We start from the raw sequence: 26918 nt of genomic DNA, 5'->3' as shown, positions 1-26918 counted from the left end.
ACCGGCTCAGCCGACGGCTTTCGCCCAGTTGTCCGCCAGATACTTGGTGGCCGCCTCCGTCTGTTGCGGGGTGGGCACGGTGACCGGGCCGTGGACGATCGGCATGGACGCCGCGACTTCCTTGTCCAGCTTGCCCGCGGCCGCCATGTTGTCGGCGCGCACCGGGCGAACTCCACCGGCCCCGTACAGATTCTGCCCTTCGTCACTGAACAGGAACTCCTGCCAGAGCCGGGCCGCCGCCGGATGCGGAGCGCCCTTGTTGATCGCCTGGTAGTAGTACCCCGCGACCGCGGCATCCTGCGGCACCATCACCTGCCAGGTCGGAAGCTTCTTGGTTTCCGAGGCATTCGTGTAGTTCCAGTCGATGACCACCGGGGTCTGTCCGGACTCGATGGTCGCCGGGGTCGGGTCGACGGGCAGGAAATTGCCCGCCTCCTTGAGCTTGGCGAAGAACTCCACGCCGGGTGCGATGTCGTCGGCGGATCCGCCCTGCGACAGCGCGACCATCAGCACACCGGAGAACGCAGCACCGGCCTGGGTGGGATCCCCGTTGAGCGCGACCTTCCCCTGATATTCGGGCTTGAGCAGGTCGTCGATGCTGGTGACCGGCGGCACCTTGGCCGAGTCGAAGCCGATGGACATGTAGCCGCCGTAGTCGTTGACCCAAGCCCCGTCCGGATCCTGGAAGGCCGACGGGATGTCGGTCCACGTCTCGACCTTGTACGGCGCGAACATCGCGGTATTCGCCAGGGCCACAGACTGTCCCAGGTCGAATACGTCAGGCGCGCTGCTCTTGCCCTTCTGCTGGTTGGCGGCGTTGATCTCTTCCTGGCTGGACGCATCGGGCTGCGCCGAGTTCACCTTGATCCCGTACTTCTCCGAGAAGGCCTTGATGATCGCACCGTAGTTCGCCCAATCCGGGGGAAGCGCAATCACATTGAGCTCACCTTCGGCCTTGGCCGCCTCGATGAGCTTGTCCATGCCGCCGAAATCGGCTGCCGACTTGGCCTCCGCGATCTTCACCCCGGTATCGGTGTCGCCACCGGACGCGTCTTTCTGAGGCGGCGCACAGGCCGCGAGCCCCACCGTGACCAGAGCCGACGCGGCCAGAGCGGATACCTTCGCGATCCGGGATGAAGTCATTGCCAAACCCTCCGATGGTCAGGAAGCGCCGCGGTGGCGCAGCGGTTGCGCGAACCTGTCGCCAGCCTGTCGCAGGAGTGAACGAGTCCGCGGACAACACGCACCGGCACCCTACCGTGACCTCTCCGAACGGGGGCCGCATTGCGCGGGCCGGGGCGTTAGCATCGCGTGATGTCTGTTCCCGGACCGGGCAGCTACTTCGATCTCGACGGCTGGTCCTTCAAGCCGGCCGCCGTGCCGTGGTACCGCACCCGCCGCGCCATGTCGGCGCTGATCGCCGTCGCCGTGGCGGCCTGCGCCATCGTGGTTTCGGGTGTCCTTTTGCTGCTTGGGAATTCGCCGGCACCTGACGGCTCGGAGCCGACGACCTCTGCGCCATCACCCTCGGCCGACAGTCCCGCCCCTTCGCCGTCGCTGCGGGTGGGCGTGCCGCCTGCACCGCCGGCACCGCCGCCTCCCCCACCGCAGGAAACACAGCAGGCACCGGTGTACCGGCCCACCCAGCGGCCGACCGCGACCAAGAAGCCAGAGATCGGCGTCACGCGCACCCCGGTCACCCGATCGCCGATCAGCGTGGCCCCGCAACCGCGGCATCCACGCAACTGAGCGCCGGTACGCCTACCCTGGATCCATGCCTGGGCATGAGGCGATCGCCCAGTTCGCAGACGCACCGTGCGCGGTGCTCGCGACGCTGGGGTCCGACGGCGCACCGCACCTGGTGCCGGTGGTGTTCGCGGTCCAACTGTCGACGTCGGCGGAGATCCCGGCCACGATCTACACCGCGGTGGACGCCAAACCCAAGTCCACCCAGCGCCTGCGCCGGCTGGCCAACATCGAAGGCGATTCCCGCGTCAGCCTGCTGGTCGACCATTACGCCGACGATTGGACGCAGCTGTGGTGGGTGCGGGCCGACGGGCACGCCGCGACGCACTACAGCGGTGAGGAGATGGCAACGGGCTACGGGTTGCTGCGCGCGAAATACCCCCAGTACGAGCGGATTGCGCTGAACGGGCCGGTCGTCACCGTCCGCGTCACCCGCTGGTCCTCGTGGCAGGTGTGACCGCATGAGCGACGCACCCCGCAAGGCGCCGCGACAGCGGCGGTCCAGGGAGACCGTCGACGTGATGCTCGAGGCCGCGGCGCAGGTGTTCGACCGGGAAGGTATCTCGGCGACCACCAACCGCATCGCCGATCGGGCCGGGGTGTCGATCGGGTCGATCTACCAATACTTTCCGAACAAGCAGGCCCTGTTGCACGCACTGGCGCGGCGGCACGTGGCGAAGGCCGTCGAGCGGCTGGAGGCGGTGTGCGCCGAGCTCAGGCTGCGCCAGCCGCCGTTCGAGGACACCATGCGGACCATCCTCGACACCGTGGTCGAGCTGCACAGTGACCGTCCCGGCCTGCACGGGCTCATGCACCGGGTGGTGCAACCGCGCGCCGACGAGCTCGCGGCGCTGCAGCAGTTCGAGGATCGGCTGACCGACGAGGTGGCGTTTCACCTGCGCCGCTGCGGGGTCGGCGGGCTCGACGACGAGAGCGCCGTGGCCACCGCGCAGATGCTGGTACACGCGGTGGACGCGCAGCTGCACCGCGTGCTGCCGCGCCGCGGGATGAACTCCGACGCGCTACTCGAGCTCGTCGAGCGGCTGCTGCGCGACTGACACCGAGTCCGAGCGGACTTCGTCACGGACTCGGCGCAGCGCCGACACCAGCTGGCTGAGGCCCGGCTCTTCCACCGGGTAGTGACCGCACCCGTCCAGCATCACCAGCCGAGTGGGAGCGGCGATGCGCTGCAGGAAGCGGACGCTCAACCGAGCCGGCGTCCACCGGTCCGCGCCCGGGTGTACCAACGTCACCGGTGCGGCATCGAACGTCTCGGGCGAGGTGTGGGCGAAATTCATCCAACTGCAGAGGAATCCGAGCGGCACGCGCATTCCGCCACCGCGCGGGTCGGTCGCACNGGGCCGGCGGGTCGGCGGGGTCCAGCAGGCAAGTCGCGACCACATGGGCAACCCGACCGGTGCGGGCCGCGGCCTCGTAGCCGAGCAGGCCGCCCATGCTGGCGCCGAACACGATCAGCGGGCGGTCGTCCCGCTCGCATTCGGCCCGGATCAAATCGCACACCAACTCCACCCAGTCGTCGTACCTGACGGCCACCGCCCGGGGTTCGGCCGTGTACCCGTAGAGCGGCATATCCGGCGCCAGCACCTCGACGCCTTCGGATGCCGCGACGGAGGCGATGGGCCACAGTGCGCCCGAGTACCCCCCGGCGCCGTGGAGCACGAGAACGCGAATGTCGCTGTCGGGAACGATGGCTCGCGCGATGTGCACCTCGCGCCCGCGCCACGACCACCACGTCGATACCGGCGCCACCCACTCGTCCCGGTATTGCTCGGGCACAAAACCGGCGTATCGCCGGGCCTGTGCGTCGACGTCCTTCTCGATGGCCCTCTCGATGTCCATGTCATCGAGCCTGGGTGGGGCACGGACCGCTGACAACTCGCATTCGCCACGGCCCATCGGCCGGTCAGGAAGCCGCTGCGGCGGCTGCTCACATTTCGATTCCGTTGAGAACACGTGAGAACACGCTGTGGTCAAAATTGGTGCCGTACCCCACCGTCGGCCTCCATTAGTGTCTTTGCTACCGCACAGAGCCACAAAGCCAGGGAACGGAGTCCGTTAGTGGAGGTTGATCCCGAGATCCTGCGTGCCTTCGCCGGTCAGGTGGACATCGCGTCAGGTCTGATTCGTGAGGCCAATGTCGGCACCAAAGTCGCCATCGCGGCGGACGGGTTGGAGGGATCGACCACGCAGTGGGCGGCACGGCTCGTCGGCGCGCACGTCAAAGAGGTGGCCGAGCAGATCGCAGCCGACGTCAACGACATGGGTACCGCTGTGCGCGGGGCGGGCAACACCTACGAGACGACCGACGACGGCCTCGCAGGCAGCTTTGGAAAGATCTTCTGACCGGTGCTCCCCTCACGGCCCCGGTTGGAGCGCTGGAATCCCGACTCTCTGAGCCCTGCCGGACAGTCAATCAAGAGTGCTGGCGCGGTCGTCGGTCAAGCCATATCCCGAATCAGCAGTAACCTCACGATCATGCCGGAGACCAAATCATGGTCGGGGGACGCTCACAACGCGGCTACGGCGATGTTCGATCGGGCCAAGAAACAAACCGATGATTTCTCGAAATACACCACGGCTGTAGGTGGCGCGCTCAGCAGTAGCGCTGGTCAGATCGGTGGCGCCCGCACTGCACTGCTAAACAAAGCCGCTGACGTCGACGCAAGCGGCCAGTTGCACGTCAGTGACCAATGGGTGGTCCTGATCACCGGTGCTCAAATGACAGCCGAACAAGCGGCCGCCCTGGAGAAGCGGGCTCAGTCCGAACAGGTGGCTGTCAACGCGATGTTGTTGGCGGTGGGCGCCGCCGACGACAACGCCGCCGCCAAGGTGATGAGTGCGGCACAACCTCACGGATTCGAGGCACCCAACCCAGGCTCTCCGGGCAACATCCTGCTGCCCGGTCTGCCGAAACCCGGTGACGAAGTCCCCAACCCGTCGAACCCCGTCGGGATGATGCAGCAGGGCATCCTCCGAGACACCGACATGTCTCAAACGGTCCGCGACACGACTGTAGAGACGAAGCACGACCCCGCCACCGGCGAACTGGTATCGACTACGACGACGGTCTACATGCAGGACGGCAGCAAACACGTCAAGGTTGTCAACGCCCAATCTTCGTTCCGTGATCGCGGGCCGGCGACGGTAGAAACCTACTACGGCAAAGACGGCCAGGTAATCGCCGAAACGAGTTTCGTAACTTTCAATGACTTGGCGCCCGAAGGCTACAAGAATGCAAAAGTAACAACAACCAAGTTCGCCGACCAAACGGCGGTTACCTTGATTGAGCACGCCAACGGTAACGTCACCGGCACGATCGTCACTCCTAATGGCGGTCCGACTGATGTTCCGCTCGATTTTTTCAATCACCCCATTTTGACCGGCGCCGGCGGCGGTCTCAGTGCGCTGGAGAAACTGTCGACAGCTTCTGACAATATCCGCGCAGGCGCAAAGTACGGTGGCCCGGCACTGGGCATCGCCACTGCGTTATGGGACGTCGCGGTTGCCGACTCAAGTTTCAAGAGGTGCGTCGCCGCCGTAGAAGGTGCCACTTCGGTTACCGCCGGCACCCTCGGCGGCATCGTGGCCTCACCCAGCACGCCACTTGGTGCCGCAGCGGTATCGATACTTGCAGGCGCAGGCGGGCAAGCCCTGGGCAACTGGATAGGAAACACTTTCTGTCCACGATGAATGCAATCAAACAAACCCACTTGTCATTTCTCGGCATCCTCTTCATCGGCGCATCCCTTTTCGGGGCGTGCTGGACCGTCATATGGCTGATTCGCGGAAGCCCTCTCATCGCAGTAATTGCATTTGGGGCAGCGCTGTGCAGTTTTGATGTCGGATTCCAAACAATTTATGCATTATCGGGCCGAGCTCGACCGCGAACAGAATACGGATCCGGGGGCACGTTGATCCAGCCGCAAAAATGTGTCAACGTCGTGTTCTGCGTAGGTTCTATAGCTGGAGTTTCCGCCGCAACGCTGTACCTCGCACTGACGGCACTTGGCATGGATTCCGATATCTCGTCATGGATCATCCAGCGGACAGCACCCCTGATCTCCGTTTTCGTCCTCATATTCGGCGGATGGGGTCTCTACGGGATGCTCAGGTACGGCTGCGAAAGCCATTTACGACTGACCCCCGACGGCTTCGAAATATGGAGCGGACATTGGTGCGTTTCGGTGCATAGAAAGTGGGAGGAAGTCGAACAGATTTCGGACCACCTGCCGAGAGGCAGAAGGATTCGTCGCGACATGATCGTTTTTTCACTACCCGAGGGCCGGAATGCCATGCTGGTCTCCGACACAATTACCGCGAACAGTCGAGCGCTCCGGGAGTGGGCCCGGTTCTATTGGCAACACCCCGAATGCCGTGCCGAACTGACTGACGGTCGCGCCGTCCACCGGCTCGATGAGCAAAACTTCACTGACTAAGGCTCTGCGATGCGCACCTGGTCTCGACTGCAAGCGATTGCGCTCATCGTGGTCATGCTGCTGATGTCCACCGGCTGTGTCACACAGGGCCACCCGGCCCGCAACGAATTACCCACGGCAGCGGATCTGGGTTTGCCCGAACAGTCTCTGCTCGCGATGCCGATGCGACGCCAACCGGTGCGCGGTTGGCGGACCGGCGCAGCCACACTCGGATTGGATTCCAAAGCCCGAATCCGCTACTCGCCGATCCACAATATCGGGGATCGGGCGATCTTCCTGGCAATGTCCCAGGAGGAAGGCTGGGTGATCGGTATCGACGTGAGCAACGGACACAGACTGTTCGAACCGGTCGGATTGGGTAAGCACGAAAGCGCCGAGGCGTTGCTGAATTCGGCCTGTTTTGCCAATGGCCCGAAGATGGTCGCGTGCCTTCGGGGTGGCCCCGAACCGGATGTCCGGACTCATGCCTGGGTCATCGATACCGAAACCGGCGCATTGGTCTATGAAGGGCCCACCGACCTGAAGTGGTCCATGCCCAAAGCAGATCCGGCCGTCCAACAGCTAGGCGATTACCTGGTGGCCACCGTCGATGATCAGGGCGTCTACGGTATCGGCACACACGCCGAATTGACCTGGCATGTGCCGGGCACCGGTTCCGTGTCGTTCCCCGAAGACGATGCCAGCGATGCCCCCGCGCCGGTCCTGGCTGTGGCGTCGCGCCTCGGGGAACCAGATGTGGTGTTCTCCCTGGTCGACGGCAAGGTGCTCTCACCGAGGATGCCCGCCGGTGAGAAAGCTCGCCGAGCTGTCGTCTACCCGGATGGCTTTGCCTACCAGCGGGAGCGCAATTACATAGACACTGGTATAACGTTCTTCGATAATGCCGGCCGCGAACAGGGTCGGCTGGACGGCGAAGCAGAATTGCTCTCCGCGTCTGCAGTTATTCCGGTGGCCCGGACCGATGACGCTGACCGAATCCTCACTATCACTGGCAAGCCCCTGCTTGAGCTGTCGAATCAGAAACTGATGCCTTACACCCGACTGGCCGGCACGACGCTGTTGGTCTCCACCGATGAAGACCATCGCTTGTGGCGGCAGTATGACCTGCGCACCGGCGATGAAGCCAAGACGTGCAACAACGAGGCACTCTGGTATTCGTATATCGGCTCCAGCGGCGACGACGTCGTCGTTACCGGCGGTGGGCGCAACACAAAGGCTCTGGCTCAGGCCATCGATCTGACAACGTGCGAAAACCTGTGGTCGATGCCCGGATCGACTGAAGCCGAAGCCAAAGACATTTGGCGCGTGAACACGACGCTTGTTCTGCGCGTAAACAACGAGCTGTCATCACTCGTCCCACCCGACTGATGTGTCGGTGCGTATGTCGGCATCAGCGTTGCCGATAAGTCCGTCGATGTACGACCGCAGAGTCCCGGCATCAAGGGGTTCCGCGAAGCCGGCATCACCGGGCACGTACAGGTAGTCGCCATCATCGTCGGGTCTCACCCAATGCCGAGCCGGGCCACACAGCGATTCGAGGGTCCCGATCACCTCGACATCGCGTCCATCGACAGCGCGCACGGAAGGTCCGGCGGGTGGAATCGGGAAGCCGAAGTTGTCATATTCGTCCATCAACTCGGTCGGGGCCGGCAACCGGTCCCCGCATCCTGAAACCGCGATCCTCGGATGAACTCCAGCGCGCACCAGGCCAACCGAATCCGCAACCACTGCACCCAAGTCCGCCGAAGACACCGCGTAGACATCGACGATGTCTACAACCTCCGGGTGATTCCGCTGTACCGCAATAAACGCCACCTCGTCGGTCCGCACGCCGTTCAACCGAAGATCGGGAATGTCGTCATCGCGGTAGCTGACGCGGCATCCCACCCACATCTCGGCCCGGGCAACTGCTTCCACCCACGTCCTCAGGCCACGAAGATCGCCGCCGTCGAGGCGATCCTCGATCGGTCCCACATCTCTGGTGAGAAGCCACACCGACCCCACCGGTCGGCTCCGGCCCAATGGATACGGCAATGTTTCACAGCCAAAGAGTTCGCACGCCGCCTCAAGATCGACCACCGCTGCTGTGCCGACGAGTTCCAACGGCAGTGCCGTCGCGAGATTCGGCGTATTCGTCATAGACCACATTCTGGCAACCTCCTATTCGGCAATACCGCGGAATACTCGCGTGCAATTGCTCATTAGCTCATCGGCGCCGCCCTCAAGCCTTGTGCTGTAGGTCACATCGGGGAATGGTGGAGTACAGGACACCAGGAGGAATGCCATGGCGGACAAGACTCATTCGGCCGGCAACGGGACGGTGCCCACCGCGGACAGTCCCGACGCCATTCGCAACGTGGCCCTGGTCGGCCCGTCGGGCGCGGGTAAGACCACCCTGGTCGAGGCACTGCTGGTGGCGGCGGGCGTGCTGACCCGTCCGGGCTCGGTGGTCGACGGGTCGACGGTGTGCGATTTCGACGACGCCGAGATCGGCCAGCAGCGCTCGGTCGGCCTCGCGCTGGCCCCCTTGCAGCACAACGGGATCAAGGTCAATCTGATCGACACCCCCGGATATGCCGACTTCGTCGGGGAACTGCGGGCCGGGCTGCGCGCCGCCGATTGCGCGCTGTTCGTGATCGCCGCCAACGAGGCCATCGACGAACCGACCAAGGCGTTGTGGCAGGAATGCGCGGCGGTGGGCATGCCGCGGGCGGTGGTGATCACCAAGCTCGACCACGCCAGGGCCAACTACGCCAATGCGCTGGCCGGCGCCCAGCAGGCGTTCGGGGACAAGGTGGCACCGCTGTACTTCCCGGCCGGCGAGGGGGTGATCGGGCTGCTGACCCGCACGCAGTACGAATACGGCGGGGGCACCCGCACCACCCGGCCGCCCGACGGGTCCTACGACGACGAGATCGCCGAGCTACGCGGGTCGCTGATCGAGGGGATCATCGAGGAGTCCGAGGACGAGACGCTCATGGAGCGGTACCTGGGCGGTGAGGAGATCGACGAGTCGGTGTTGATCGCCGACCTGGAGAAGGCCGTGGCGCGCGGATCGTTCTTCCCGGTGATCCCGGTGTGCAGCGGGTCCGGAGTCGGCACGCTCGAACTGCTGGAGGTCGCCACCCGTGGCTTCCCGTCACCGCCCGAACACCGCCTGCCCGAGGTGTTCACGGCCAACGGCGCCTCACGCAAGCCGCTGTCATGCGATCCGTCCGGACCGCTGCTGGCCGAGGTGGTGAAGACGACGTCGGATCCCTATGTCGGCAGGGTCAGCCTGGTCCGGGTGTTCTCCGGCACCATCAGGCCCGACGCCACCGTGCATGTGTCGGGCCATTTTTCTGCGTTCAACGGATCAGTGTCGCCTGCCGGTTCGCACGGCCACGCCGACTCAAGCCAGATTGCCGGCCACGCCGACCACGACGAAGACGAGCGCATCGGCACGCTGTCCTTCCCACTGGGCAAGCAGCAACGCCCGGCCCCGTCGGTGGTGGCCGGGGATATCTGCGCGATCGGCCGGCTGAGCCGGGCCGAAACCGGAGACACCCTCAGCGACAAGGCCGATCCGCTGGTGCTGCGTCCGTGGACGATGCCCGACCCGCTGCTGCCGATCGCGGTGCAGCCGCGGGCCAAGACCGATGAGGACAAACTGTCGGTCGGGTTGCAGCGGCTGGCCGCCGAGGATCCCACGTTGCGCATCGAGCAGAATCCGGAAACCCACCAGATCGTCCTGTGGTGCATGGGCGAGGCACATGCCGGGGTGGTGCTCGATGCGTTGTCGCGGCGCTACGGAGTGTCGGTGGACACCGTCGAGCTTCGGGTGCCGCTGCGGGAAACGTTCGGCCGCAAGGCCAAAGGACACGGCAGGCACGTCAAGCAGTCCGGTGGGCACGGTCAGTACGCGGTCTGCGACATCGAGGTCGAGCCCCTGCCGGAGGGCTCCGGGTTCGAGTTCGTCGACAAGGTCGTCGGCGGAGCCGTACCGCGCCAGTTCATCCCGAGTGTCGAGAAAGGCGTGCGGGCCCAGATGGAGAAGGGCGTCGGCGGTGAGCACGGCGATACCGGCTATCCCGTCGTCGACATCCGCGTGACGCTGGTCGACGGCAAGGCGCACAGCGTCGACTCGTCGGACTTCGCCTTCCAGGTGGCCGGCGGGCTCGCGCTGCGGGAGGCCGCCGCGGCGGCCGGGGTGAACCTCCTCGAGCCGATCGACGAGGTGACCGTGGTGGTGCCCGACGATCTGGTCGGTTCGGTGATGAGCGATCTGGCCGGCCGGCGGGGGCGCGTGCTCGGCACCGACAGAGCCGACGACAGCCGGACCGTGGTGAAGGCCGAGATCCCCGAGGTCGAGCTGACGCGGTACGCGATCGATCTGCGGTCGTTGTCGCACGGGGCCGGGACGTTCAGCCGTGGTTTCGCCCGCTACGAGCCGATGCCCGACTCCGCCGCCGCCCGGGTGCGCCGCACCGCGTGACGGCGGCTGCGCCGCTCAGTTCGCCATCGAGGCGTAGAACTCGTCGGTGCCCGCCCCGTCCTCCAATTGGACGTCGAAGGTGTTGAGCGCCAAGGCCAGTGTGCTGTAGCCGCCGAAGGTGAACATCAGGTCCATGCGCTGCTGATCGTCCAGGCGCGCGCCCAGGCGCTCCCAGACCTGGGCCGACAGCCGCGCCCCGGAGTGCAGTTCATCGACCGCGTCGAGCACGGCTTGATCGAATTCGTCTGCCGCGCGGCCGGTTCGCGCCGCCTCGACCTCCGCCTCGGTCATGCCGATCCGCCGGGCCAGCGCACTGTGATGCCCCCACTCGTAGTTACAGCCCAGCCGGCAGGCGGTCCGCAGGATCACCAGCTCACGAACGCGCTCGGGCAGGGTGGAGGACTGCTGCAGGTAGGTGTTGAACGGCAGGAAGGCACCGGCCAGCATCGGATGGCGGACCAGCGTCGACAACGCGTTGCCCACCTTGTCCGGACGTCGGCGCTCCGGCGGCACAGTGGAGGCCAGGGCCTCGCGTACCTGATCGTCCCAACCCTCTGCCGGCAGCGGCGTCAGCATGCCCATCGTCCCTTCATGTCGACCCAGCTTTACGATCGGCTAGTGATCTACTTTACGATCGTAAAGTAGAAGCGGCCGCAGCGCACCCAGGGAGGTCCAGGATGGAGACTCGGGAACGCCTGGTCGACGCGGCCGTCCGGTTGTTCACCCGGCATGGCTTCGCGGGCACGTCGCTGCAGATGATCGCCGACGAGCTCGGCTTCACCAAGGCCGCCATCTACTACCACTTCCGCACCCGCGAACAGCTGCTCACCGCCGTGCTCGACCCGGTGCTGGCGCAGATGCAGCAGATCGTCGACGAGGCCGAGAACCACCGTGGCGCACACGCCCGGGCCGATCGCATGGTGCGCGGCTACGCGGAGCTGGCCGTGCGCAATCGTGCCCTGGTGTCGGTGCTGGCCAGCGACGCGAGCGTGAACGAGGCGCTGCGCACCCGGCCCGAGTGGGACACCCTCATCGACCGCCAGATGGCGTTGCTGGCCGATGTCGATCCCGGCCCGGCGGGCACGGTCAAGGCCGCGATGGTGTTCTCCGGAATCGCCGGCGGCGCCGGGGTCGCCTCGGCGGATCTCACCGACGAGCAGCTCTGCCGCCATCTGACCGAGGCGGCTCGGCGCGCTCTCGGCCTGCGGGTCCCCCGACGCTGACGAAAAGTATTGCGATTCAGGCTCTTACCGAAAGGAATGAGATGACAGTCAAGACCGCCCTGGTCACCGGGGGCGCATCCGGAATCGGCAAGGCCGTCGCCGAGCGACTGGCCGCCGACGGCTATCAGGTGGCCACTCTCGACCTCACGGCGACGGACGACGCTCACTCCTACGCCGCCGACGTCACCGACCGGGCCCAGGTGGATGCGGTGTTCAAGACCGTCCGCGAACAACTGGGGCCGGTGACCATCCTGGTCAACGCCGCCGGGCTGAGCGGGTTCAAGCCGTTCACCGACATCACCTTCGAAGACTGGCAGCGGGTAATCGACGTCAACCTCAACGGAGTGTTCCATGTGGTGCAGGCCGCCCTGCCCGACATGATCGACGCGGGCTGGGGCCGCATCGTCAACATCTCCTCGTCGAGCACCCATTCGGGTGTGCCGTTCATGAGCCACTACGTCTCGGCCAAGTCCGCGGTGAACGGGCTGACCAAATCGCTGGCGCTGGAGTTCGGTCCGGCCGGGATCACCGTCAACGCGGTGCCGCCCGGCTTCATCGACACCCCGATGCTGCGCGCCGCGGAATCTCGGGGCGAACTCGGCGATATTCAAGACACCATCAATGCCACTCCGGTGCGCCGAATGGGTAAACCCGACGACATTGCGGCCACCTGTGCATTCCTGATTTCCGAGGAGGCCGGCTATATCACCGGTCAGATCATCGGCGTGAACGGCGGCCGTAATACCTGATCAGCACTTACGCTGTGACGAAGGTCTCCCGGTGCCGGCGGTTTGATTTTCGACGCACCGGGGCCCTGATAGTTGCACTTATCTCTGGTTGTTTGGGAAAGTTTTCAGACCTTTTAGTTTTGGCTGCGTCAATAATTCGGAGGTTTGCGCGTGGCCGGATCCACCGCGACACTGCGGGACCGCGCCGGTGAGCGGTTCAAGCACTGGCGGTACGACCCGCCGTACAAGACCGCATGCGCGGGCATGGTCATCGCACTCGTCGCGGTGCTGGCGTTGACGTGGCTGCAGTTCCGCGGGGCGTTCGAGGAAAAGACGCAGCTGACCGTGCTGTCCAACCGCTCGGGCCTGTCGATGGACCCGGGTTCGAAGGTCACGTTCAACGGCGTGCCGATCGGCCGGCTGAAGGCCGTGGACGTGGTGGACACCGACGGCGATTCCCAGGCCGAGCTGACGCTCGACATCAAGCCGCAGTACCTGAAGCTGATTCCGGAGAACGTGACCGCTGAGCTGCGGGCCACCACGGTGTTCGGCAACAAGTACATCTCGTTCACCGCGCCCGAGCATCCCTCGGCGGCGCGGGTGTCGCCCTCCACGCCGATTCACGCCACCGGCGTGACGACGGAGTTCAACACACTGTTCGAGACCATCACCGCGATCTCCGAACAGATCGACCCGATCAAGCTGAACCAGACCCTGACCGCCACGGCGCAGGCGCTCGACGGCCTCGGCAGCAAGTTCGGTGAGTCGATCGTCAACGGCAACACCATCCTGGCCGACCTCAACGGCCGCATGCCCGAGATCCGGCGCGACATCGCCGGCCTGGCCGACCTCGGGGAGCTCTACGCGAACGCCGGCCCCGATCTGTTCGACGGGCTGACCAACGCCGTCACCACCGCCCGCACCCTCAACGAGCAGCGCGGCAACCTGGACCAGGCCCTGGTGGCCGCGGTCGGCTTCGGCAACACCGGCGGCGACATCTTCGAACGCGGTGGCCCCTACCTGGTCCGCGGCAACCAGGATCTGCTTCCGGTCAGCGCGATGCTCGACCGCAACAGTCCCGCGCTGTACTGCATGATCCACAACTACGCCGAGGCGGCGCCGAAGTTCGCCCAGCAGACCCGCAACGGCTACGGCTTCGAGCTGCAGAACTTCCTGGTCGGCGCGCCCAACGCCTGGGTATACCCCGACAACCTGCCGCGCGTGAATGCCACCGGCGGGCCCGAGGGCCGGCCGGGCTGCTGGCAGCCGATCACCAAGGATCTGTGGCCGGCTCCGTATTTGGTGATGGACACCGGTGCCTCGATCGCGCCCTACAACCACTTCGAGCTCGGTCAGCCGCTGGTCACCGAGTACGTGTGGGGCCGCCAGATCGGCGAGCACACCATCAACCCGTGACCTTGGATTCCAGTTCGGCCTCGAGCTTCTCCTCGTAGGCGCCCTCGTCGCGGCCGAGCGCGATGGTGGCGGCGGCCATGGCGCCGACGGCCACCGACAGCGCCACCGGCTCCCATCCGGTGATCGACAGGTGCTCGCCGAGCACGACGGAACCCAGCACCACCGCCACCACGGGTTCGAGCACGAGCATGGTCGGCACCGAGGTCTGCAGCGATCCGGCGTGGAACGCCGACTGCTGCAGCAGCGTCGCCACCACACCGAGCATCACCACGAGGTACAGGGCGGGCGTGGTCAGCGCGACGAGCACGCTGTTTTCGGTGATTGTGTGCATCACGATCTTGGTGAGCACCGCGACCACACCGAACATGACGCCGACCGCGAGGGCCAGCAGCACCGCCCGGCGCCAGTTGGTGCTGCGGGTGGCCGCCAGCACGCACAGGGTGACCGCCGCCGCGCACACCACCGCGACGGTGACGGTGGTGGTAACCGATACCGCATAGGTTCCGGTGGTGGCCCTGGCCAGAGCGACGAACACGGTGAGCGCCCCGGTCAGCAGTAGCGCCCACACCCATTCGGCGCGGCTGACCCGCCGGTTGGCCAAGCGGGCGCTGAGCGGGAGCGCGAACAGCAGCGCCGACACCAGTACCGGCTGGACCAGCAACAGCGAACCGTAACCGAGTGCCAGCGCCTGGAACACGTATCCGGCGACCGCCGCCGCCGTGCCCGCCCACCAGAGCCTCCGGCGTAGCAGGGTGCGCAGCATGACCGTGCTGACGCCCTTCTCGGGCGGTACGTCCATCGTGGCGCGCTGCCGCACCACAATGCCGACAGCCGCGAAAACCGCTGCGCAGAGGGCGAACAGCACCGCAAGACTGTTGCCGAGCAAGCCTCGTCAACCCCTTTCGGGCCAGTGTGTCGGCCGCCTCTGGAGGGGAGAAGGCCAGTGCCCTCCAACCGTAGAGCGCCGGCGGGTATCGCGCCGCTCCGGGTTACACGACCTGCAGATGCCGCTTCGGAGGCTCGTCGGACGACCCTGCGGGTCGTGTCGGAGCGGCATCGGGGGCGGGGTCGGGGGCGATCTTGTCGTTGACGCTCGCCACAGCCAGGTCGACGCGGTTCACCGTTTTGTCGCACAGGTCGCGGACGCGGCCGCTGGCGGTTTCGACCTCATCGGCGGCGCTGCGGAGGTAAGCCCTGAGGTTGATCCGGAGCCGATCCCCGGCGCGGCGCACCCGAAGCCGTATCCGGTCGTCCACCTCGACGGTCACGTATGGCAACACTCGAAACCTCATGGCAGAAACCTCATAGCCCCGCTCCAATCTCCGATGCCATGGCTCACAGTAACCGCGCTCGGCCGCGGCGCGCCCCAGACGTGATCGGCGCCGCATGCCGACAGTTTATGACCGGCGGATCACATTGGCCCCCTGTCGGCGGCTAGTTTCCGGCGCCGTCCCAGTCGGTCAGGGTCCAGCCGTCCGTCGGGTTGCCCTTGATCACCACGTAGCCGGTGTTGTTCAGCGGGTGGTCCATCAGCAATTGCGGATTCGGATTGGCCACATTCATCTGCACCCACAACATGATCGCGGCCCCATGCGAATACGCGACCGGATTGTCATCACCACTGTCGTAGATCTGCTGGACCGCCCCGTCGAACCGGCTGTCGAACTCGTTGCCGTCGATCGATCCGGGGATCCGGGCATTGCGGTCGCCGCGCAACCACTGCTCGGGCGCGGCGAAGTACTGGGCCGCGCTCGCTTCCGGCTGGCCCTCGTAGATGCCTGCCTCAACCTCGTGCAGGCCCGGCAGGACAGTGACGGGCTCGCCCAGGGTGTCGGCCATGGGCTGGGCGGTCTGCTGCGTGCGGATCATGGTCGAGGCGAAGATGCCGTCGTAGCGGTTGGGCGACAACCGCTGCGCACTGGTGACGGCCTGGCTTCGGCCGAGTTCGGTGAGCTGCGGGCCGGGGGTCGAGCTGTCGATCAGACCCGAGGCATTACCCGCCGACTGGGCATGCCGGACGAAGGTCAGGGTGATGGAGCGGTAGCCGCCCGCGGCCGCCGTCGGGGCCAGCAGGGTCGCGACGACGAGCGCGATCACCGCGCACAAGATTTGTAGCCGACCTATCCTCAGCCTCTCCGCGTAGTTTCATTAGCATGACTACCCTTAACGATGACAGGGTCGCACGGGCCCTTGATCGGATGTACACCGCATCCGCCGAACAGTTCGCGAAAATGCGCGAGGACGGCTCCCGCCGATTCGCCGATTTGTCGAATGCCACCGCGCAGGAACGCGCGGATGCGCTCAGCGACATCTACATGCCGGTGACGCCGGAAGCGGGCCGCCTGTTGTACTCCCTGGTTCGCGCCACCAAGCCCGCGGTCGTGGTCGAGTTCGGGATGTCTTTCGGGCTCTCGGCGCTGCACCTGGCATCGGCGGTGCGCGACAACGGGTCAGGACGGGTCTTCACCACCGAACTCAGCGCCACCAAGATCGCGGCGGCCAAACAAACCTTCGCCGAGACCGGGCTGGACGACGTGATCACCGTGCTCGAAGGCGATGCGTTGGAAACGCTGAAGTCGGTGACCGGAGACATCGGGTTCGTCCTTCTCGACGGATGGAAGGAGCTCTACCTTCCTGTGCTCGAGCTCCTGGAGCCGCAGCTGACCACCGGTGCGCTCGTGGTCGCTGACAACACGTCGATGGCCGACACCCAGCCGTACCTGGATCGGGTCCGGGAACCGTCGAACGGGTACGTGAGCGTGAACTTCCTGGCCCGCGACAGCGACAGCATGGAGCTCAGCTGCCGCGCCTAGTGTTCCTCCCGGGCGCGTGACCGGTACGCCGACGGGGTCTGACCGCAGAACTGGGTGAAGCACCGGGTGAACGAGCTCAGGTTCTCGAAGCCCACCGCCGTCGCGGTCGCCTGCACCGATTGGCCAGGGCCGGCCAGCAGCGCCATGGCCCGCAGCATGCGGGCATGTAAAAGGTATGTGCGCCAAGAGATCCCGATCGTCTCGGCGAACAGGCGGCGCAGCGTCCGGTCGGATACCGCCACCTCCCGGCTCACGTCGTCGGCGGTCACCGAAGCAAGGTGCTCCTTGGTGTAGGCCAGGGCCGCCGCGACGATCGGATGCTCCGTGGTCGGCAGGCTCAGCGGTGCCTCGTGATCCAGCGCCTCGACGACGAGGTTGGCCAGGGTCCGGAAGAACGCGTCCGAGGTGTCGTCGCCTTGCGCCCGGTCGATCGGCCAGCGCAGCCCGTAGATCATCATCTCCCGGATCAGCGGGGAGACCGCGATGATCCTGGCCCGGTCCCCCGGATCCGCGATCAGCTGCGCATCGAACATCACCGCGACGGTCTTGACGTCGGGATTCATCACCGCCTGGTGCTGCAGACCGGCCGGAATCCAGGCGGCCTGTTGCGGCGGCAGCAGGTAATGCGCGGCATCGGTCTCCACCTCGACCACGCCGTGCAGGGCGTATTCGATCTGGTGCACCTCGTGCGAATGCCATCCGGTGATCAGCCCGTCGCCCTCGTAGAGGTAGCTGCCGGCCAGCGCCTGACCCCCACGGCGCAGCTCGATCACCGGACGCGACACGTTGGCCGATTGGGTCAAACCTCTGTCCGAAAGTGCAGAGACGGTCACGCTGCCAGACGGTACTACTTGGGTATGCAGGTGCGCACGCGAGGAGCGATATGAAGACCGACGACCTGATCCTCATCAGCATCGACGACCACGTCGTCGAACCGCCGGACATGTTCCTGCGGCATGTGCCGGCCAAGTACAAGGACGAGGCCCCCATCGTCGTCACCGACGACAAGGGCGTCGACCAGTGGATGTACCAGGGCCGTCCGCAAGGGGTGTCCGGCCTCAACGCCGTCGTATCGTGGCCCGCCGAGGAGTGGGGCCGGGATCCGGCCGGATTCGCCGAGATGCGTCCCGGCGTCTACGACGCGCACGAGCGTGTCCGCGACATGAACCGCAACGGCATCTTGGCCTCGATGTGTTTCCCGACCTTCACCGGGTTCTCCGCGCGGCATCTCAACATGCACCGTGAAGAGGCCACCCTGGTGATGGTGTCGGCCTACAACGACTGGCACATCGACGAGTGGGCCGGGTCGGCGCCCGGACGCTTCATCCCGATCGCGATCCTGCCGACCTGGAACCCCGAGGCCATGTGCCGCGAGATCCGCCGGGTCGCCGCCAAGGGCTGCCGCGCCGTCACCATGCCGGAACTTCCTCATCTGGAAGGACTTCCGAGCTACTTCGACGAGGATTACTGGGGCCCGGTGTTCCGCACCCTGTCCGAGGAGAACGTGGTGATGTGCCTGCACATCGGCACCGGATTCGGCGCGATCTCGATGGCAAAGGACGCGCCGATCGACAACCTGATCATCCTGGCCACCCAGGTATCGGCGATGTGCGCCCAGGACCTGCTATGGGGCCCGGCGATGCGCAACTATCCCGATCTGAAGTTCGCCTTCTCCGAGGGCGGAATCGGTTGGATCCCTTTCTATCTGGATCGCAGCGACCGGCACTACACCAACCAGAAGTGGCTGCGCCGCGACTTCGGCGACAAGCTGCCCAGCGACGTGTTCCGCGAGCACTCACTGGCCTGCTACGTGACCGACAAGACCTCGCTCAAGCTGCGCCACGAGATCGGCATCGACAACATCGCCTGGGAATGCGACTACCCGCACAGCGACTGCTTCTGGCCCGACGCGCCCGAGCAGGTGCTGGCCGAGCTGAATGCCGCCGGCGCAAGCGATTCCGACATCAACAAGATCACCTGGGAGAACTCGGCGCGGTTCTTCAGCTGGGATCCGTTCCAGCACACCGCCCGGGATCAGGCCACCGTCGGCGCACTGCGCGCCAAGGCCACCGATGTCGACACCTCGATCCGGCCGCGCGCCGAGTGGGCCCGGCTCTACCAGCAGAAGCAGCTCGCCGAGGCCTGACTTCGCCGTTGACTCTGCGTTGGGGGCGCGAAAGTTCGAGCACGCGATGCCCCGAGCGCAGAGTCAACCGATTTGGCGCTCCAGCGGTGCCGTTCGGTGGGTGACAATGTGACTACTCACGCGAACGAGGGGGCGTCACGTGTCGTACACGGTGTCGCAGGTGCTGGGGTCCAACCCCGAGGCATTGCTTGCTGCGTCTCATCAGGCCCAAGAGGGAGCGCGGCGCGTCAATTCCCAGATCGAGGAGGTCAGAGGCAAGTTCGCCGAGCTGAAGGACGATTGGATTGGCACCGCTGCCGACGCCGCCCAGAAACAAGGCCGCGAGATGTTCGAAGATCAAGTGGCATACCGAGACAAGCTCTACGAGGTGGCTACACCGCTCGCGAGCGGTGGCAAAGAGCTCACCGAACTCCGTAGCAGCCTCAAGGCTGCCATCGATTCCGCCGAGGCATGGTGGGATGTCGGCGACACCGGATCGGTCAAGCCCGGTCTTTGGCTTTCGTGGTACGCCTCGCTGACGGATGTGAACGCACTCATCGTGGAATCCCGGCGTATCCCGGTCGAGTGTGACATCAAGCTGAAGCTCGCCCAGTTCGAGGCTGCCGACCGCGACACCGCCTACCAGGTGCGCAAGGTCGGGTGGGAGCTGACGTGACCCCGCCTCTGAAGGTGACTGTCGAGTCGATGCGCTCCACCGCGTCCGATTTGGCCGACCTGGCCAGCGGCTTCTTCAACGACGGCGCCGGACCAGCCTTGGCGGCAGCGGCCGCACCGGTGTCAGGGCTGGATTCTGGGTCGGCTTGCCGCGAAGTCGGCGACGCGTTTCTCCGGCATGCACAAACTCTCGGTGACGCCGCATCGGTGTTTTCCGGAAAACTGGATTCCGCGGCGGCGCTTTATGAGCGCGGTGACAGCGAGGCCGCCGAGCGCATCGAGTTCGACCCACCGGAAGAAGAAGAGATACGGGTCGGCGACGATCCGGGCGAACCTGGGTACGACCCTGTCAACGATTATGAGGACGCCCTACACGAAGCCGGATTGCTCGAAGGGCCATCCCAGGGTTTCTACCGGGAGTGGCTGGCCAATGCCGCAAGCAATGACGTCCCACCTGAGGTCATCGTCGAGATCGCGCGGCGCCACAACATCACCCCCCAGAGCTTCGATGTGCTCAAGGGCATGGAGCGGGTCACCGACGACAACGGCACAGCGGATGTCAGCGACGACAAGACTTACTTTCTGCTGCCGAAGGGTGTCAGCGCTGAGGACGCCAAAAAGGCAGTTCTCATGACATACATCCTCAATGCTGGAACTGGCTACGGCAGTTCAGATCCAAAGATCAGGAATCCGAGCGGTCCCGATGAAAACGACTTCGCCGAAACGCCATACACAGCGGAAGAGGTACAGCGCATCATCGACAGGCAGAACACGAATGGATGGAGCTACGCGGCTGCCGAACACTTCACCGGACGCCTCACCTCTACACCGAATGGCATGTTGATGGGATTGGGCGGCAACTTGATCGAAGATCCGCTGAGCCAACAAGGCGGTTCCACGTACGGCGATGTTTTTCTGGTGAACATCGATGACCCCGAGGATCCTGCGGAACAACTCCGCACAATCATCAGTTCGGGTCGTATGTGGTACGACGGCGATGACCGACCGTTCAGGGGCGCACTCGATCTTGATCGGATCTTGCATCACGAGGAGCGCCATTCCCAGCAGTGGGCTCATCTCGGCTTCAAAAATTTCGTCGAGCAGTACGGGCAGAAGATGCTGGAGGAGCAAGTTACCGGTAGTCGCAACCCGTTCGAGGACAATGCCGGTGCCTCCGACGGGGGTTATCACTAATGATCCGCCAGACCAGCGCGATACTCATCGTGCTCATGACGTTACTCGCTGTTTGCGGCTGTGACCCGCTGGGAAAGCCTTCGCTGGACCCAAGTTTCGGAGTTCGTGTGACGGACGGAAAACTACGGATCTGGACAGGTTCGCCGTGCAACGGCACGACGGGTGTCGATCTCACTTTCGATATGTCCCGCGACAGCGAGGCGACGCTGCAACTCAGAACGCCCGCAACCGCACTGAGGCAGACGTCCCCGGCTACCGGCACGGACGCGGCCCAAGGGCTAGACCCAGGCGTCGCGGTCGAGTACATCACGGTCGGCGGACCGTACCCCGGCCTCGAGATCACGAAGGCACTGCCGCTCGATTTCGATTGGCAGCGCACGAAATCTCTCTTCGTCGGCATTGAGGGCCCACCCACCGCCTGGGGAACGTCAACCGATCTCACGAACGTGCTCGCCGAGTCCGCGCAGCACCCCACTGACGCCTACTGGTTCCAGGGCGTCGGTTGGCTGACCCCAACCGATGTCGTGGCCCAAAATGGCAAGACTTTCCTGACGTTATGCACACCCGACCCTTCCTGACCACCTGCGCACGGAAGGACCGAGTTCAAGCGCAGAGGCTGATGCCTAATGGGACCAGCGATCGGCCTGGCGCTCTAGACCTGGACCGGCTTTTGCACCATGAAGAGCGCCGCTCTGAACAGTGGGCGGATCTCGGCCATCAGGAAATAGCAAATCAGTACGCGCAGAAGATGGCGGACGAGTCGATTACCAAACAACTCAACCCGTTCGAGAGCAATGCCGGTGCCGCGGACGGTGGTTATCGATGAGAACTCGACTGACCGTCGGCGCAGTCGCACTCATGTTGCTTGTGGCGATCTGCGGCTGCGACCCGCATCACCGGCGGTACCTCGGTCCGGAACTTCCCGTAGCATTCGGTGTTCGCGTCACCGATGGGAAACTACGCATCTGGACCGGGTCGCCCTGTATCGGCACCACCTCGATCAATCTGATGTTCAAGACATCACCCGACGCCGCCGAAACACTGCGGCTGCAAACACCTGGCAGATCGCTTCAGGTCAACCCTCCGCCAGGGGCATCCCGCGATGACATCGCACCGGATCCCGGAGTTCAGGTCGAGTACCTCACGCTCAGTGAGCCGTATCTGGGTTTCGACGTAGTGCATGCATTACCGCCCGGCTTCGACTGGCAGACGGCCAAGACTCTGTTGATATCGCTGGACGGCCCGCCGAATTCATGGCCCGGCCAGACCGATCTCGCCGAAGCGATCGATGGGTCCGCGCAGAACCCGGGCAGGTACTGGTTCGACGGCTTCGGCTGGCTCGACCCCGCCGAAGTCGCCGCCAAGAACGGTAAAACCCTTCTGACACTCTGCGAGCCCGACCCAGATGTAGACCCCGGTCCACCAAGGATCTTCGGCGCCCGCGTCACCGATGGCGCGCTACGTATTTGGCCCGGCCCTTACTGCGGCCCGGTGCGAAACGTAATCCTGACATTTCAGCCAGGCCAGGCCGACCTCGTCCTGACCGCCGATCCCTCCAACAGCATCCCGTTCGAGAACCTTACGGCCACCGGGCCCTACCCCGGGTTTCACATCGCCCGGCCTCTTCCCAACGGATTTGACTGGCGCACAGCTCAATCAGCGCTTCTGCGCGTGATAAAGCCCGGTGCCACGTTCTGGACCACCCAAATGGACCTCACCACCGTCGTCGCCGAATCCGCCCGACATTCCAAGAACACCTATTGGTTCCCGGGATTCGGCTGGCTCGACTCCGCCCAGGTCGCCGAACAAGACGGGAAAACGCTCCTGACCACCTGCGCACAGAAGAACTGAGGTCAGGCGCGGAGACTGATGCCGATGGCTTTCGCATTCATCGACGTGAACGTCTCGGCACCGGTCACCTCGTGGACTGTAAGGCCGGCGGCGGTAACCGCCTGGGCCTTGAAGGCCCGCGCCGCCGCGCTGAGATTGTGGCCGTAGAGGTGAGGCGGTTCAGGAGATTCACCCCAGAGCAGAGCCTCGACATATCCGGCCGGAAACTCGTGGCCATCACCGGAGATCGCCCGGGCATGCGCATCGGCGCCCATGACCAGTACACATTGTTCCTCGTCCGGGCGGCCCGGTGGCATCGCCGCATCGACCAGCTCGGCGCCCAGTATCCGCACCGCGCGGGAATCGGCGCCGTCGAGGAGCCCTACCGTCACCCGCCAACCGCTCATCACCCGGTCGACGATCAGTCCGCCAGCGTTGGCCGCCAACTCCGCTGCGCCTCCGGCGATCACGTGCATGCGGTATGTCATGGTGCCACCGCCCTTGTCGTTCTTCATCGCAGCGCCCTCCCAGCAGATTCGCCCGGCACCCCAAAGTCATTCCGGGACGACCAACTGTAATAGTTACAGTAGGTCGGCGACAAGTAGCCGATCGGCTCGCAAGCAGCTGGCTGGCGGCCACCGCGCCGCCCAATGTCACGCCAGAGTGGCTCTCGAGCTCGGTAGACACTCCAGCGTGACAATCGGCGGGCATGCGGGCGCCAATCTGGCGATTAGCTAGTGCGTGATCTGCCAATCGGCGGCTTCGCGCTGCTGATTCCAGAACTCGTCAAACCGCCCACGCGCGGCGAGCAATTCGTCGATGCTGCCGTCTTCGACGATGCGCCCGCCGTCGAGGAACAGGACCCGGTCGGCGTGCCGGATGCTGGCGAGCCGATGCGCGACGATGACACGGGTTCGGGATCGCTCGTCGGCGGTGAGGGCGTCGACCACCGCGGCCTCGTTCTCGGTGTCCAGCGCGCTGGTCGCCTCGTCCACCAACAGCACCGGTGCCGGTTTGACCAGTGCCCGGGCGATGCTGACCCGCTGTCGTTCACCGCCGGACAGCGCCGTGCCCGCCTCGCCGACCTTGGCGCCGTCGCCGTCGGGCAACCGGCCGGTCAGCTCGTCCACGCGGGCCAGCCGCGCCGCGGTGGCCAGCTGCTCGGCATCGGCACCCGGATCGCCGACCAGAATGTTCTCCCGGATCGTGCCGTCGAACAGATAGGGATGCTGGAACACCACACTGGTTACCGCCCTGCGGGTTTCGGCATCCATCTCGGCGGTGTCGACACCGTCGATCAGCACCCGGCCCGCCGTCGGTTGGTGCAGCCCGGCGATCAGCGACAGGATCGTGCTCTTCCCCGAACCGGACGGACCGACGATCGCCGTGGTGCCGCCGGGCTCCAGGACGAAGTTGACGTCCTGCAGCACCGGGGTGGCGCCGTAGCCGAAGGTCACGCCGTCGAATTCGATTCGCGGCGCGGCATTACCGCTCAGCTTCACGGTGCCCGACGTCATCATCGGGGCGTCGAGCACGGCCCGGATCCGGCCGAGCGACGCCCGGGTCGTCTCGATCGCCGGAGCCAACTCCGCCAGCGCGGTGAACGGCTCGAGGTACCGGGCGGCCACGACAATCAATGCGATCGCCTCGGGTGCGCCGAGGGTGCCGCGCACGGTCAGCCACGTGGTCATGCCGGCCAGGATCAACAGGGCCAGTTGGCTGGCCAGGCTGAACAGCAATTGCCCCGGCACCTGCATCAGCAGAAGGCGCATGCTGGCCCCGTGCTGGGCGCTCAGCGCGTCACCGACCATGCTGCGGGCCGGCTCCACCCGCCGGGCCGCCCGCAGGGCCTGCTGGGTGCGGGCGAATTCGATGATGCGTTCGGTGAACGCCCGATTGGTCTCGTCGGCCACCGTATCGGCCTTGCGGCTGAGCCGGCCCGACGTCCACAGCGCGCCGAGCAGCACCACCACCCCGGCCAGGGCGGCCAGTCCCAGGGGTACCGAAATGAACAGCAGCGCAAACGCGATGGCCGCGGGCAGCAGGATCGCCCCGATCAACGGGGTCAGCAGGTTGACCACCATGCCGACCAGTTCAGGGCCGGTGGCCGCGATCGCCTGACGGGCGTTGGCGGTGTTCGCCCCGTTGGCGCCGCTCAACCAGTCCATCCGGATGCCCGGCAGCCGGTCGGCGACATCGTGCTGAGTGTGATCCAGCAGGGCGAAGCCCAGATCGAACCCGAGCCTCGAGGTCGTGGTGTCGACGATCCAGCCGGCGACGGTCGCGGCGGTGAGCCAGCCCAGCCAGGGCAGGGCATCGCGTGGGGCATCGCTGAACAGCGCCGCCAGCAGGGGCACCAGCAGCACCGTGCCTGCCGCGCGGATGAGCACCGAGACCAGGGTGAGCGCGGCATACGCGCCGACCCGGCCTCGGCGGTCGGCCGGGATGAGAGCGATCAGGGTGCGGATCATCGGGCTTCTCCTGCGGTGACGGTGTCGCCGGGGCGCAGCGACTGGCCGGTCTGCCAGAGCTGGTGGTACCGCCCGCCGGCGGCCAGCAGTTCTTCGTGGGTGCCGGTTTCGGCGATGCGCCCGCCGTCGAGCACGACGATCTGGTCGGCGTGGGTGATGGTGTGCAGCCGGTGCGCGATCACCAGCAAGGTCCGATCCTTGGTCAGTCGGTTGAGTGCTTGTTGCACAAGGTATTCCGATTCCGGATCGGCGAAGGCCGTGGCCTCGTCCAGGATCAGCACCGGGGTGTCGGCCAGGATGGCCCTGGCGATGGTGAGCCGTTGACGTTCGCCGCCGGACAATGCCGACGACGCGCCGAGCACCGTCTGATACCCGTCGGGCAGCCGCATGATGCGGTCGTGGATCTGGGCGTCGCGGGCGGCCTGCTCGATGCGGTCCATCCCGGCCTCGGGATCGGCCAGCGCGATGTTCTCGGCGACGGTACCGGCCACCAGCTGCGTCTCCTGCAGCACGAAGCCGATCTTGCGGTACAGCTCATCGGCCGACAGTGATCGGATGTCCTTGCCGCCCAGCGTGATCGATCCGGAGTCGACGTCATGGAAGCGTGCCAGCAGCGCGGCCAGGGTGGATTTACCCGAGCCAGAGGGGCCGACGAGTGCGGTCACGGTGCCGGGGCGCAGGGTGAACGAGACGTCCTGGATCACCGGGACGCTCGGCCGGTAGCCGAAGGTGACGCCGTCGAACACCACGGCGCCGCTCTCGCCGGCCGCACCGGACTCTTCGCGCACGGCGAGGTCGGCCTCGTCGAGCGCGTTCTGGATGCGACGGGCGGCCAGCATGCCACCGCGGATCCCGCCCAGCCCATAGCCGACACCCAGCAGCCGGACGCCGAAGGTGGTGCCCAGCAACAGGAACGGCAGCAGGTCGACGGGATCCATCGATCCACCGATGATCATCGGGGTGCCGACGACGGCGATCAGCCACAGGAAGGTACCGGGCCGGGTGACCAGGTCCATCGCCGATTTCTTGCCGGTGAAGGGACGCTGCCAGGCGACCAGGAAGCCGATGTACTCGTCGAGGCGGCGACGGAAGCTCGACGACGCGGCCCCGCCGAACACGCGCACCACGGGTTGGCCCTCGAGGTACGCGCCCGCCTCGCCGCTCATCCGGTCGGCCCAGCGTTGCGCCTGACCGATCTTGGCGCCCGACTGGATGGTCATCACCGACATGAGCACCAGGTAGGTGAGCACCGGGATGAACAGCACCAGCGCCAGCCGCCAGTCGACGGTGAACAGGTAGACCAACACGGCGACCGGGGCGACCACGGCCGCAACGGCATCCGGGATCGCGTGGGTCACCAGGTAGTGCAGCGACAGGGTGTCGTCCTGCACCAGTTGCTTGATCGAGCCCGAGCCGCGGGCGGTGAACCAGCCCAGCGGCAGCTTCGACATCTTGGTCAACAGCCGGGTCCGCAGCTCACGGGCGAATTGGGCATCGAGACGATGCAGCCACAACGTCAGACCCGCACCCAGCAGCGCACCCAGGCCCAGCAACCAGACCGCGGTCAAACCCAGTGTCCACAACCGAGATTCCTCGGCACCGGTCAACAAAAGCCGGGCCAGCTCGACGAGCAGCACGAAGGGAGCGAGCTGGATCAGGGTGATGATCGCCTGCAGCACGCCCGACACGATCAGTGGGGTTTTCAGCGGTGCCAGCAGCCGTCCCGCACCCTGGGCTCGCCACGTGCCCCGCGCGGCGGCGGCGGC

At 65.6% G+C, this 26918-nt stretch carries 29 protein-coding genes; 18 read left to right on the top strand and 11 right to left on the bottom strand.

Features of this window, described 5'->3' with window-relative positions; all coding sequences use genetic code 11:
- Positions 1-6 precede the first annotated feature (6 nt).
- Positions 7-1143: an ABC transporter substrate-binding protein gene (locus BN4332_RS24100; RefSeq protein WP_066902009.1), complete on the bottom strand. Its 1137-nt coding sequence runs from the start codon at positions 1141-1143 to the stop codon at positions 7-9.
- A 171-nt stretch (positions 1144-1314) separates the two neighbouring features.
- On the opposite strand from BN4332_RS24100, the gene BN4332_RS33350 reads away from it, so the two are divergent.
- Genes BN4332_RS33350 through BN4332_RS24085 form a run of 3 tightly spaced genes read left to right on the top strand, consistent with a single transcriptional unit; the run spans position 1315 to position 2804 of the window.
- On the top strand, positions 1315-1749 hold the full coding sequence (locus BN4332_RS33350) for a hypothetical protein (protein ID WP_160110925.1): 435 nt from the start codon (positions 1315-1317) through the stop codon (positions 1747-1749).
- Positions 1750-1774: 25 nt separating this feature from the next.
- Entirely contained in the window at positions 1775-2203 is a 429-nt protein-coding gene (locus BN4332_RS24090; RefSeq protein WP_066902007.1) for a TIGR03668 family PPOX class F420-dependent oxidoreductase, read from the top strand.
- 4 nt (positions 2204-2207) lie between these two features.
- Positions 2208-2804, top strand: a complete 597-nt coding sequence (locus tag BN4332_RS24085) for a TetR/AcrR family transcriptional regulator (protein ID WP_066902006.1) — start codon at positions 2208-2210, stop codon at positions 2802-2804.
- Between the two features lie 22 nt (positions 2805-2826).
- Here BN4332_RS24085 and BN4332_RS24080 read toward each other — a convergent pair whose 3' ends face one another.
- Complete coding sequence (locus BN4332_RS24080; RefSeq protein WP_353961797.1) at positions 2827-3606, bottom strand: alpha/beta hydrolase; 780 nt, start codon at positions 3604-3606, stop codon at positions 2827-2829.
- 219 nt (positions 3607-3825) lie between these two features.
- Between BN4332_RS24080 and BN4332_RS24075 the strand changes: the two genes are divergently transcribed.
- The 4 genes from BN4332_RS24075 (at position 3826) to BN4332_RS24060 (ending at position 7571) form a co-directional block, all read left to right on the top strand.
- Positions 3826-4110 (top strand): WXG100 family type VII secretion target, encoded by a 285-nt coding sequence (locus BN4332_RS24075; RefSeq protein ID WP_066902005.1) that lies wholly within the window; start codon positions 3826-3828, stop codon positions 4108-4110.
- Positions 4111-4242: 132 nt separating this feature from the next.
- A complete protein-coding gene (locus BN4332_RS24070; RefSeq protein ID WP_074133172.1) occupies positions 4243-5457 on the top strand; it encodes a hypothetical protein in 1215 nt (404 codons plus the stop codon).
- On the top strand, positions 5454-6203 hold the full coding sequence (locus tag BN4332_RS33345; RefSeq protein ID WP_074133171.1) for a hypothetical protein: 750 nt from the start codon (positions 5454-5456) through the stop codon (positions 6201-6203). The genes BN4332_RS24070 and BN4332_RS33345 overlap by 4 nt, the downstream gene beginning before the upstream one ends.
- Before the next feature lie 9 nt (positions 6204-6212).
- Positions 6213-7571, top strand: a complete 1359-nt coding sequence (locus BN4332_RS24060; protein WP_066902002.1) for a 9-bladed beta-propeller domain-containing protein — start codon at positions 6213-6215, stop codon at positions 7569-7571.
- Here BN4332_RS24060 and BN4332_RS24055 read toward each other — a convergent pair.
- Entirely contained in the window at positions 7551-8342 is a 792-nt protein-coding gene (locus BN4332_RS24055; RefSeq protein WP_066902001.1) for a hypothetical protein, read from the bottom strand. The genes BN4332_RS24060 and BN4332_RS24055 overlap by 21 nt on opposite strands.
- 145 nt (positions 8343-8487) lie before the next feature.
- Between BN4332_RS24055 and BN4332_RS24050 the strand changes: the two genes are divergently transcribed.
- On the top strand, positions 8488-10677 hold the full coding sequence (locus BN4332_RS24050; protein WP_066902000.1) for an elongation factor G-like protein EF-G2: 2190 nt from the start codon (positions 8488-8490) through the stop codon (positions 10675-10677).
- Between the two features lie 15 nt (positions 10678-10692).
- Here the strand turns inward: BN4332_RS24050 and BN4332_RS24045 are convergent, their stop codons facing one another.
- Positions 10693-11253: a carboxymuconolactone decarboxylase family protein gene (locus BN4332_RS24045; RefSeq protein WP_066902059.1), complete on the bottom strand. Its 561-nt coding sequence runs from the start codon at positions 11251-11253 to the stop codon at positions 10693-10695.
- 101 nt (positions 11254-11354) lie between these two features.
- On the opposite strand from BN4332_RS24045, the gene BN4332_RS24040 reads away from it, so the two are divergent.
- The 3 genes from BN4332_RS24040 to BN4332_RS24030 all read left to right on the top strand — a co-directional run bounded on the left by BN4332_RS24040 (position 11355) and on the right by BN4332_RS24030 (position 14044).
- Positions 11355-11900 carry a TetR/AcrR family transcriptional regulator gene (locus BN4332_RS24040; protein ID WP_066901999.1) on the top strand — a complete coding sequence of 182 codons (546 nt, stop codon included), beginning with the start codon at positions 11355-11357 and terminating at the stop codon, positions 11898-11900.
- A 41-nt stretch (positions 11901-11941) separates the two neighbouring features.
- Positions 11942-12649, top strand: a complete 708-nt coding sequence (locus BN4332_RS24035) for an SDR family NAD(P)-dependent oxidoreductase (protein WP_066901998.1) — start codon at positions 11942-11944, stop codon at positions 12647-12649.
- A gap of 243 nt (positions 12650-12892) precedes the next feature.
- Positions 12893-14044 carry an MCE family protein gene (locus BN4332_RS24030; protein ID WP_084459398.1) on the top strand — a complete coding sequence of 384 codons (1152 nt, stop codon included), beginning with the start codon at positions 12893-12895 and terminating at the stop codon, positions 14042-14044.
- On the opposite strand, the gene BN4332_RS24025 is transcribed toward BN4332_RS24030, so the two are convergent.
- The 3 genes from BN4332_RS24025 to BN4332_RS24015 all read right to left on the bottom strand — a co-directional run bounded on the left by BN4332_RS24025 (position 14034) and on the right by BN4332_RS24015 (position 16141).
- Positions 14034-14930 carry a DMT family transporter gene (locus BN4332_RS24025; protein ID WP_066901997.1) on the bottom strand — a complete coding sequence of 299 codons (897 nt, stop codon included), beginning with the start codon at positions 14928-14930 and terminating at the stop codon, positions 14034-14036. The genes BN4332_RS24030 and BN4332_RS24025 overlap by 11 nt on opposite strands.
- Positions 14931-15033: 103 nt before the next feature.
- Positions 15034-15336 carry a hypothetical protein gene (locus tag BN4332_RS24020; RefSeq protein WP_066901996.1) on the bottom strand — a complete coding sequence of 101 codons (303 nt, stop codon included), beginning with the start codon at positions 15334-15336 and terminating at the stop codon, positions 15034-15036.
- Positions 15337-15478: 142 nt separating this feature from the next.
- The gene (locus tag BN4332_RS24015) at positions 15479-16141 is read right to left on the bottom strand and encodes a histidine phosphatase family protein (protein WP_435405175.1); all 663 of its coding nucleotides are present in this window, start codon (positions 16139-16141) and stop codon (positions 15479-15481) included.
- Positions 16142-16197: 56 nt separating this feature from the next.
- Between BN4332_RS24015 and BN4332_RS24010 the strand changes: the two genes are divergently transcribed.
- Positions 16198-16857 carry an O-methyltransferase gene (locus BN4332_RS24010; RefSeq protein WP_066901994.1) on the top strand — a complete coding sequence of 220 codons (660 nt, stop codon included), beginning with the start codon at positions 16198-16200 and terminating at the stop codon, positions 16855-16857.
- On the opposite strand, the gene BN4332_RS24005 is transcribed toward BN4332_RS24010, so the two are convergent.
- Complete coding sequence (locus tag BN4332_RS24005; protein ID WP_074133170.1) at positions 16854-17690, bottom strand: AraC family transcriptional regulator; 837 nt, start codon at positions 17688-17690, stop codon at positions 16854-16856. The genes BN4332_RS24010 and BN4332_RS24005 overlap by 4 nt on opposite strands.
- Before the next feature lie 50 nt (positions 17691-17740).
- Here BN4332_RS24005 and BN4332_RS24000 point away from each other — a divergent pair, with 50 nt between their 5' ends.
- The 6 genes from BN4332_RS24000 to BN4332_RS23975 all read left to right on the top strand — a co-directional run bounded on the left by BN4332_RS24000 (position 17741) and on the right by BN4332_RS23975 (position 22702).
- Complete coding sequence (locus BN4332_RS24000) at positions 17741-19003, top strand: amidohydrolase family protein (protein WP_066901992.1); 1263 nt, start codon at positions 17741-17743, stop codon at positions 19001-19003.
- Between the two features lie 139 nt (positions 19004-19142).
- Complete coding sequence (locus tag BN4332_RS23995; RefSeq protein WP_066901991.1) at positions 19143-19658, top strand: WXG100 family type VII secretion target; 516 nt, start codon at positions 19143-19145, stop codon at positions 19656-19658.
- Positions 19655-20851 carry a type VII secretion target gene (locus tag BN4332_RS23990; protein WP_074133169.1) on the top strand — a complete coding sequence of 399 codons (1197 nt, stop codon included), beginning with the start codon at positions 19655-19657 and terminating at the stop codon, positions 20849-20851. The genes BN4332_RS23995 and BN4332_RS23990 overlap by 4 nt, the downstream gene beginning before the upstream one ends.
- Positions 20851-21429, top strand: coding sequence for a hypothetical protein (locus tag BN4332_RS23985; RefSeq protein WP_066901990.1), 579 nt, complete (start codon positions 20851-20853; stop codon positions 21427-21429). The genes BN4332_RS23990 and BN4332_RS23985 overlap by 1 nt, the downstream gene beginning before the upstream one ends.
- A 41-nt stretch (positions 21430-21470) precedes the next feature.
- On the top strand, positions 21471-21677 hold the full coding sequence (locus BN4332_RS33340; protein ID WP_160110924.1) for a hypothetical protein: 207 nt from the start codon (positions 21471-21473) through the stop codon (positions 21675-21677).
- Positions 21678-22027: 350 nt separating this feature from the next.
- On the top strand, positions 22028-22702 hold the full coding sequence (locus BN4332_RS23975) for a hypothetical protein (RefSeq protein ID WP_220096865.1): 675 nt from the start codon (positions 22028-22030) through the stop codon (positions 22700-22702).
- A 2-nt stretch (positions 22703-22704) separates the two neighbouring features.
- On the opposite strand, the gene BN4332_RS23970 is transcribed toward BN4332_RS23975, so the two are convergent.
- The 3 genes from BN4332_RS23970 to BN4332_RS23960 form a co-directional block, all read right to left on the bottom strand.
- On the bottom strand, positions 22705-23196 hold the full coding sequence (locus tag BN4332_RS23970) for a hypothetical protein (RefSeq protein WP_066901987.1): 492 nt from the start codon (positions 23194-23196) through the stop codon (positions 22705-22707).
- 219 nt (positions 23197-23415) lie between these two features.
- Complete coding sequence (locus BN4332_RS23965; RefSeq protein WP_066901986.1) at positions 23416-25152, bottom strand: ABC transporter ATP-binding protein; 1737 nt, start codon at positions 25150-25152, stop codon at positions 23416-23418.
- The coding region (locus BN4332_RS23960; RefSeq protein WP_066901985.1) for an ABC transporter ATP-binding protein at positions 25149-26918 on the bottom strand (1770 nt) is incomplete at its 5' end. The genes BN4332_RS23965 and BN4332_RS23960, both read right to left, overlap by 4 nt.

Origin of the sequence: Mycolicibacterium houstonense (assembly GCF_900078665.2) — a bacterium.
Classification (GTDB): Bacteria; Actinomycetota; Actinomycetes; order Mycobacteriales; family Mycobacteriaceae; genus Mycobacterium; species Mycobacterium houstonense.
Note: the sequence above shows the minus strand (reverse complement) of the source record. Positions and strands in the feature narration are given on the sequence as shown.

What these genes read in the sequence shown, in the direction of transcription:
- BN4332_RS24100 (WP_066902009.1), bottom strand. Translation starts at nt 1,143, where the DNA reads ATGACTTCATCCCGGATCGCGAAGGTATCCGCTCTGGCCGCGTCGGCT.
- BN4332_RS33350 (WP_160110925.1), top strand. Translation starts at nt 1,315, where the DNA reads ATGTCTGTTCCCGGACCGGGCAGCTACTTCGATCTCGACGGCTGGTCC.
- BN4332_RS24090 (WP_066902007.1), top strand. Translation starts at nt 1,775, where the DNA reads ATGCCTGGGCATGAGGCGATCGCCCAGTTCGCAGACGCACCGTGCGCG.
- BN4332_RS24085 (WP_066902006.1), top strand. Translation starts at nt 2,208, where the DNA reads ATGAGCGACGCACCCCGCAAGGCGCCGCGACAGCGGCGGTCCAGGGAG.
- BN4332_RS24070 (WP_074133172.1), top strand. Translation starts at nt 4,243, where the DNA reads ATGCCGGAGACCAAATCATGGTCGGGGGACGCTCACAACGCGGCTACG.
- BN4332_RS33345 (WP_074133171.1), top strand. Translation starts at nt 5,454, where the DNA reads ATGAATGCAATCAAACAAACCCACTTGTCATTTCTCGGCATCCTCTTC.
- BN4332_RS24060 (WP_066902002.1), top strand. Translation starts at nt 6,213, where the DNA reads ATGCGCACCTGGTCTCGACTGCAAGCGATTGCGCTCATCGTGGTCATG.
- BN4332_RS24055 (WP_066902001.1), bottom strand. Translation starts at nt 8,342, where the DNA reads ATGACGAATACGCCGAATCTCGCGACGGCACTGCCGTTGGAACTCGTC.
- BN4332_RS24050 (WP_066902000.1), top strand. Translation starts at nt 8,488, where the DNA reads ATGGCGGACAAGACTCATTCGGCCGGCAACGGGACGGTGCCCACCGCG.
- BN4332_RS24045 (WP_066902059.1), bottom strand. Translation starts at nt 11,253, where the DNA reads ATGCTGACGCCGCTGCCGGCAGAGGGTTGGGACGATCAGGTACGCGAG.
- BN4332_RS24040 (WP_066901999.1), top strand. Translation starts at nt 11,355, where the DNA reads ATGGAGACTCGGGAACGCCTGGTCGACGCGGCCGTCCGGTTGTTCACC.
- BN4332_RS24035 (WP_066901998.1), top strand. Translation starts at nt 11,942, where the DNA reads ATGACAGTCAAGACCGCCCTGGTCACCGGGGGCGCATCCGGAATCGGC.
- BN4332_RS24030 (WP_084459398.1), top strand. Translation starts at nt 12,893, where the DNA reads ATGGTCATCGCACTCGTCGCGGTGCTGGCGTTGACGTGGCTGCAGTTC.
- BN4332_RS24020 (WP_066901996.1), bottom strand. Translation starts at nt 15,336, where the DNA reads ATGAGGTTTCGAGTGTTGCCATACGTGACCGTCGAGGTGGACGACCGG.
- BN4332_RS24010 (WP_066901994.1), top strand. Translation starts at nt 16,198, where the DNA reads ATGACTACCCTTAACGATGACAGGGTCGCACGGGCCCTTGATCGGATG.
- BN4332_RS24000 (WP_066901992.1), top strand. Translation starts at nt 17,741, where the DNA reads ATGAAGACCGACGACCTGATCCTCATCAGCATCGACGACCACGTCGTC.
- BN4332_RS23985 (WP_066901990.1), top strand. Translation starts at nt 20,851, where the DNA reads ATGATCCGCCAGACCAGCGCGATACTCATCGTGCTCATGACGTTACTC.
- BN4332_RS33340 (WP_160110924.1), top strand. Translation starts at nt 21,471, where the DNA reads ATGCCTAATGGGACCAGCGATCGGCCTGGCGCTCTAGACCTGGACCGG.
- BN4332_RS23970 (WP_066901987.1), bottom strand. Translation starts at nt 23,196, where the DNA reads ATGAAGAACGACAAGGGCGGTGGCACCATGACATACCGCATGCACGTG.
- BN4332_RS23965 (WP_066901986.1), bottom strand. Translation starts at nt 25,152, where the DNA reads ATGATCCGCACCCTGATCGCTCTCATCCCGGCCGACCGCCGAGGCCGG.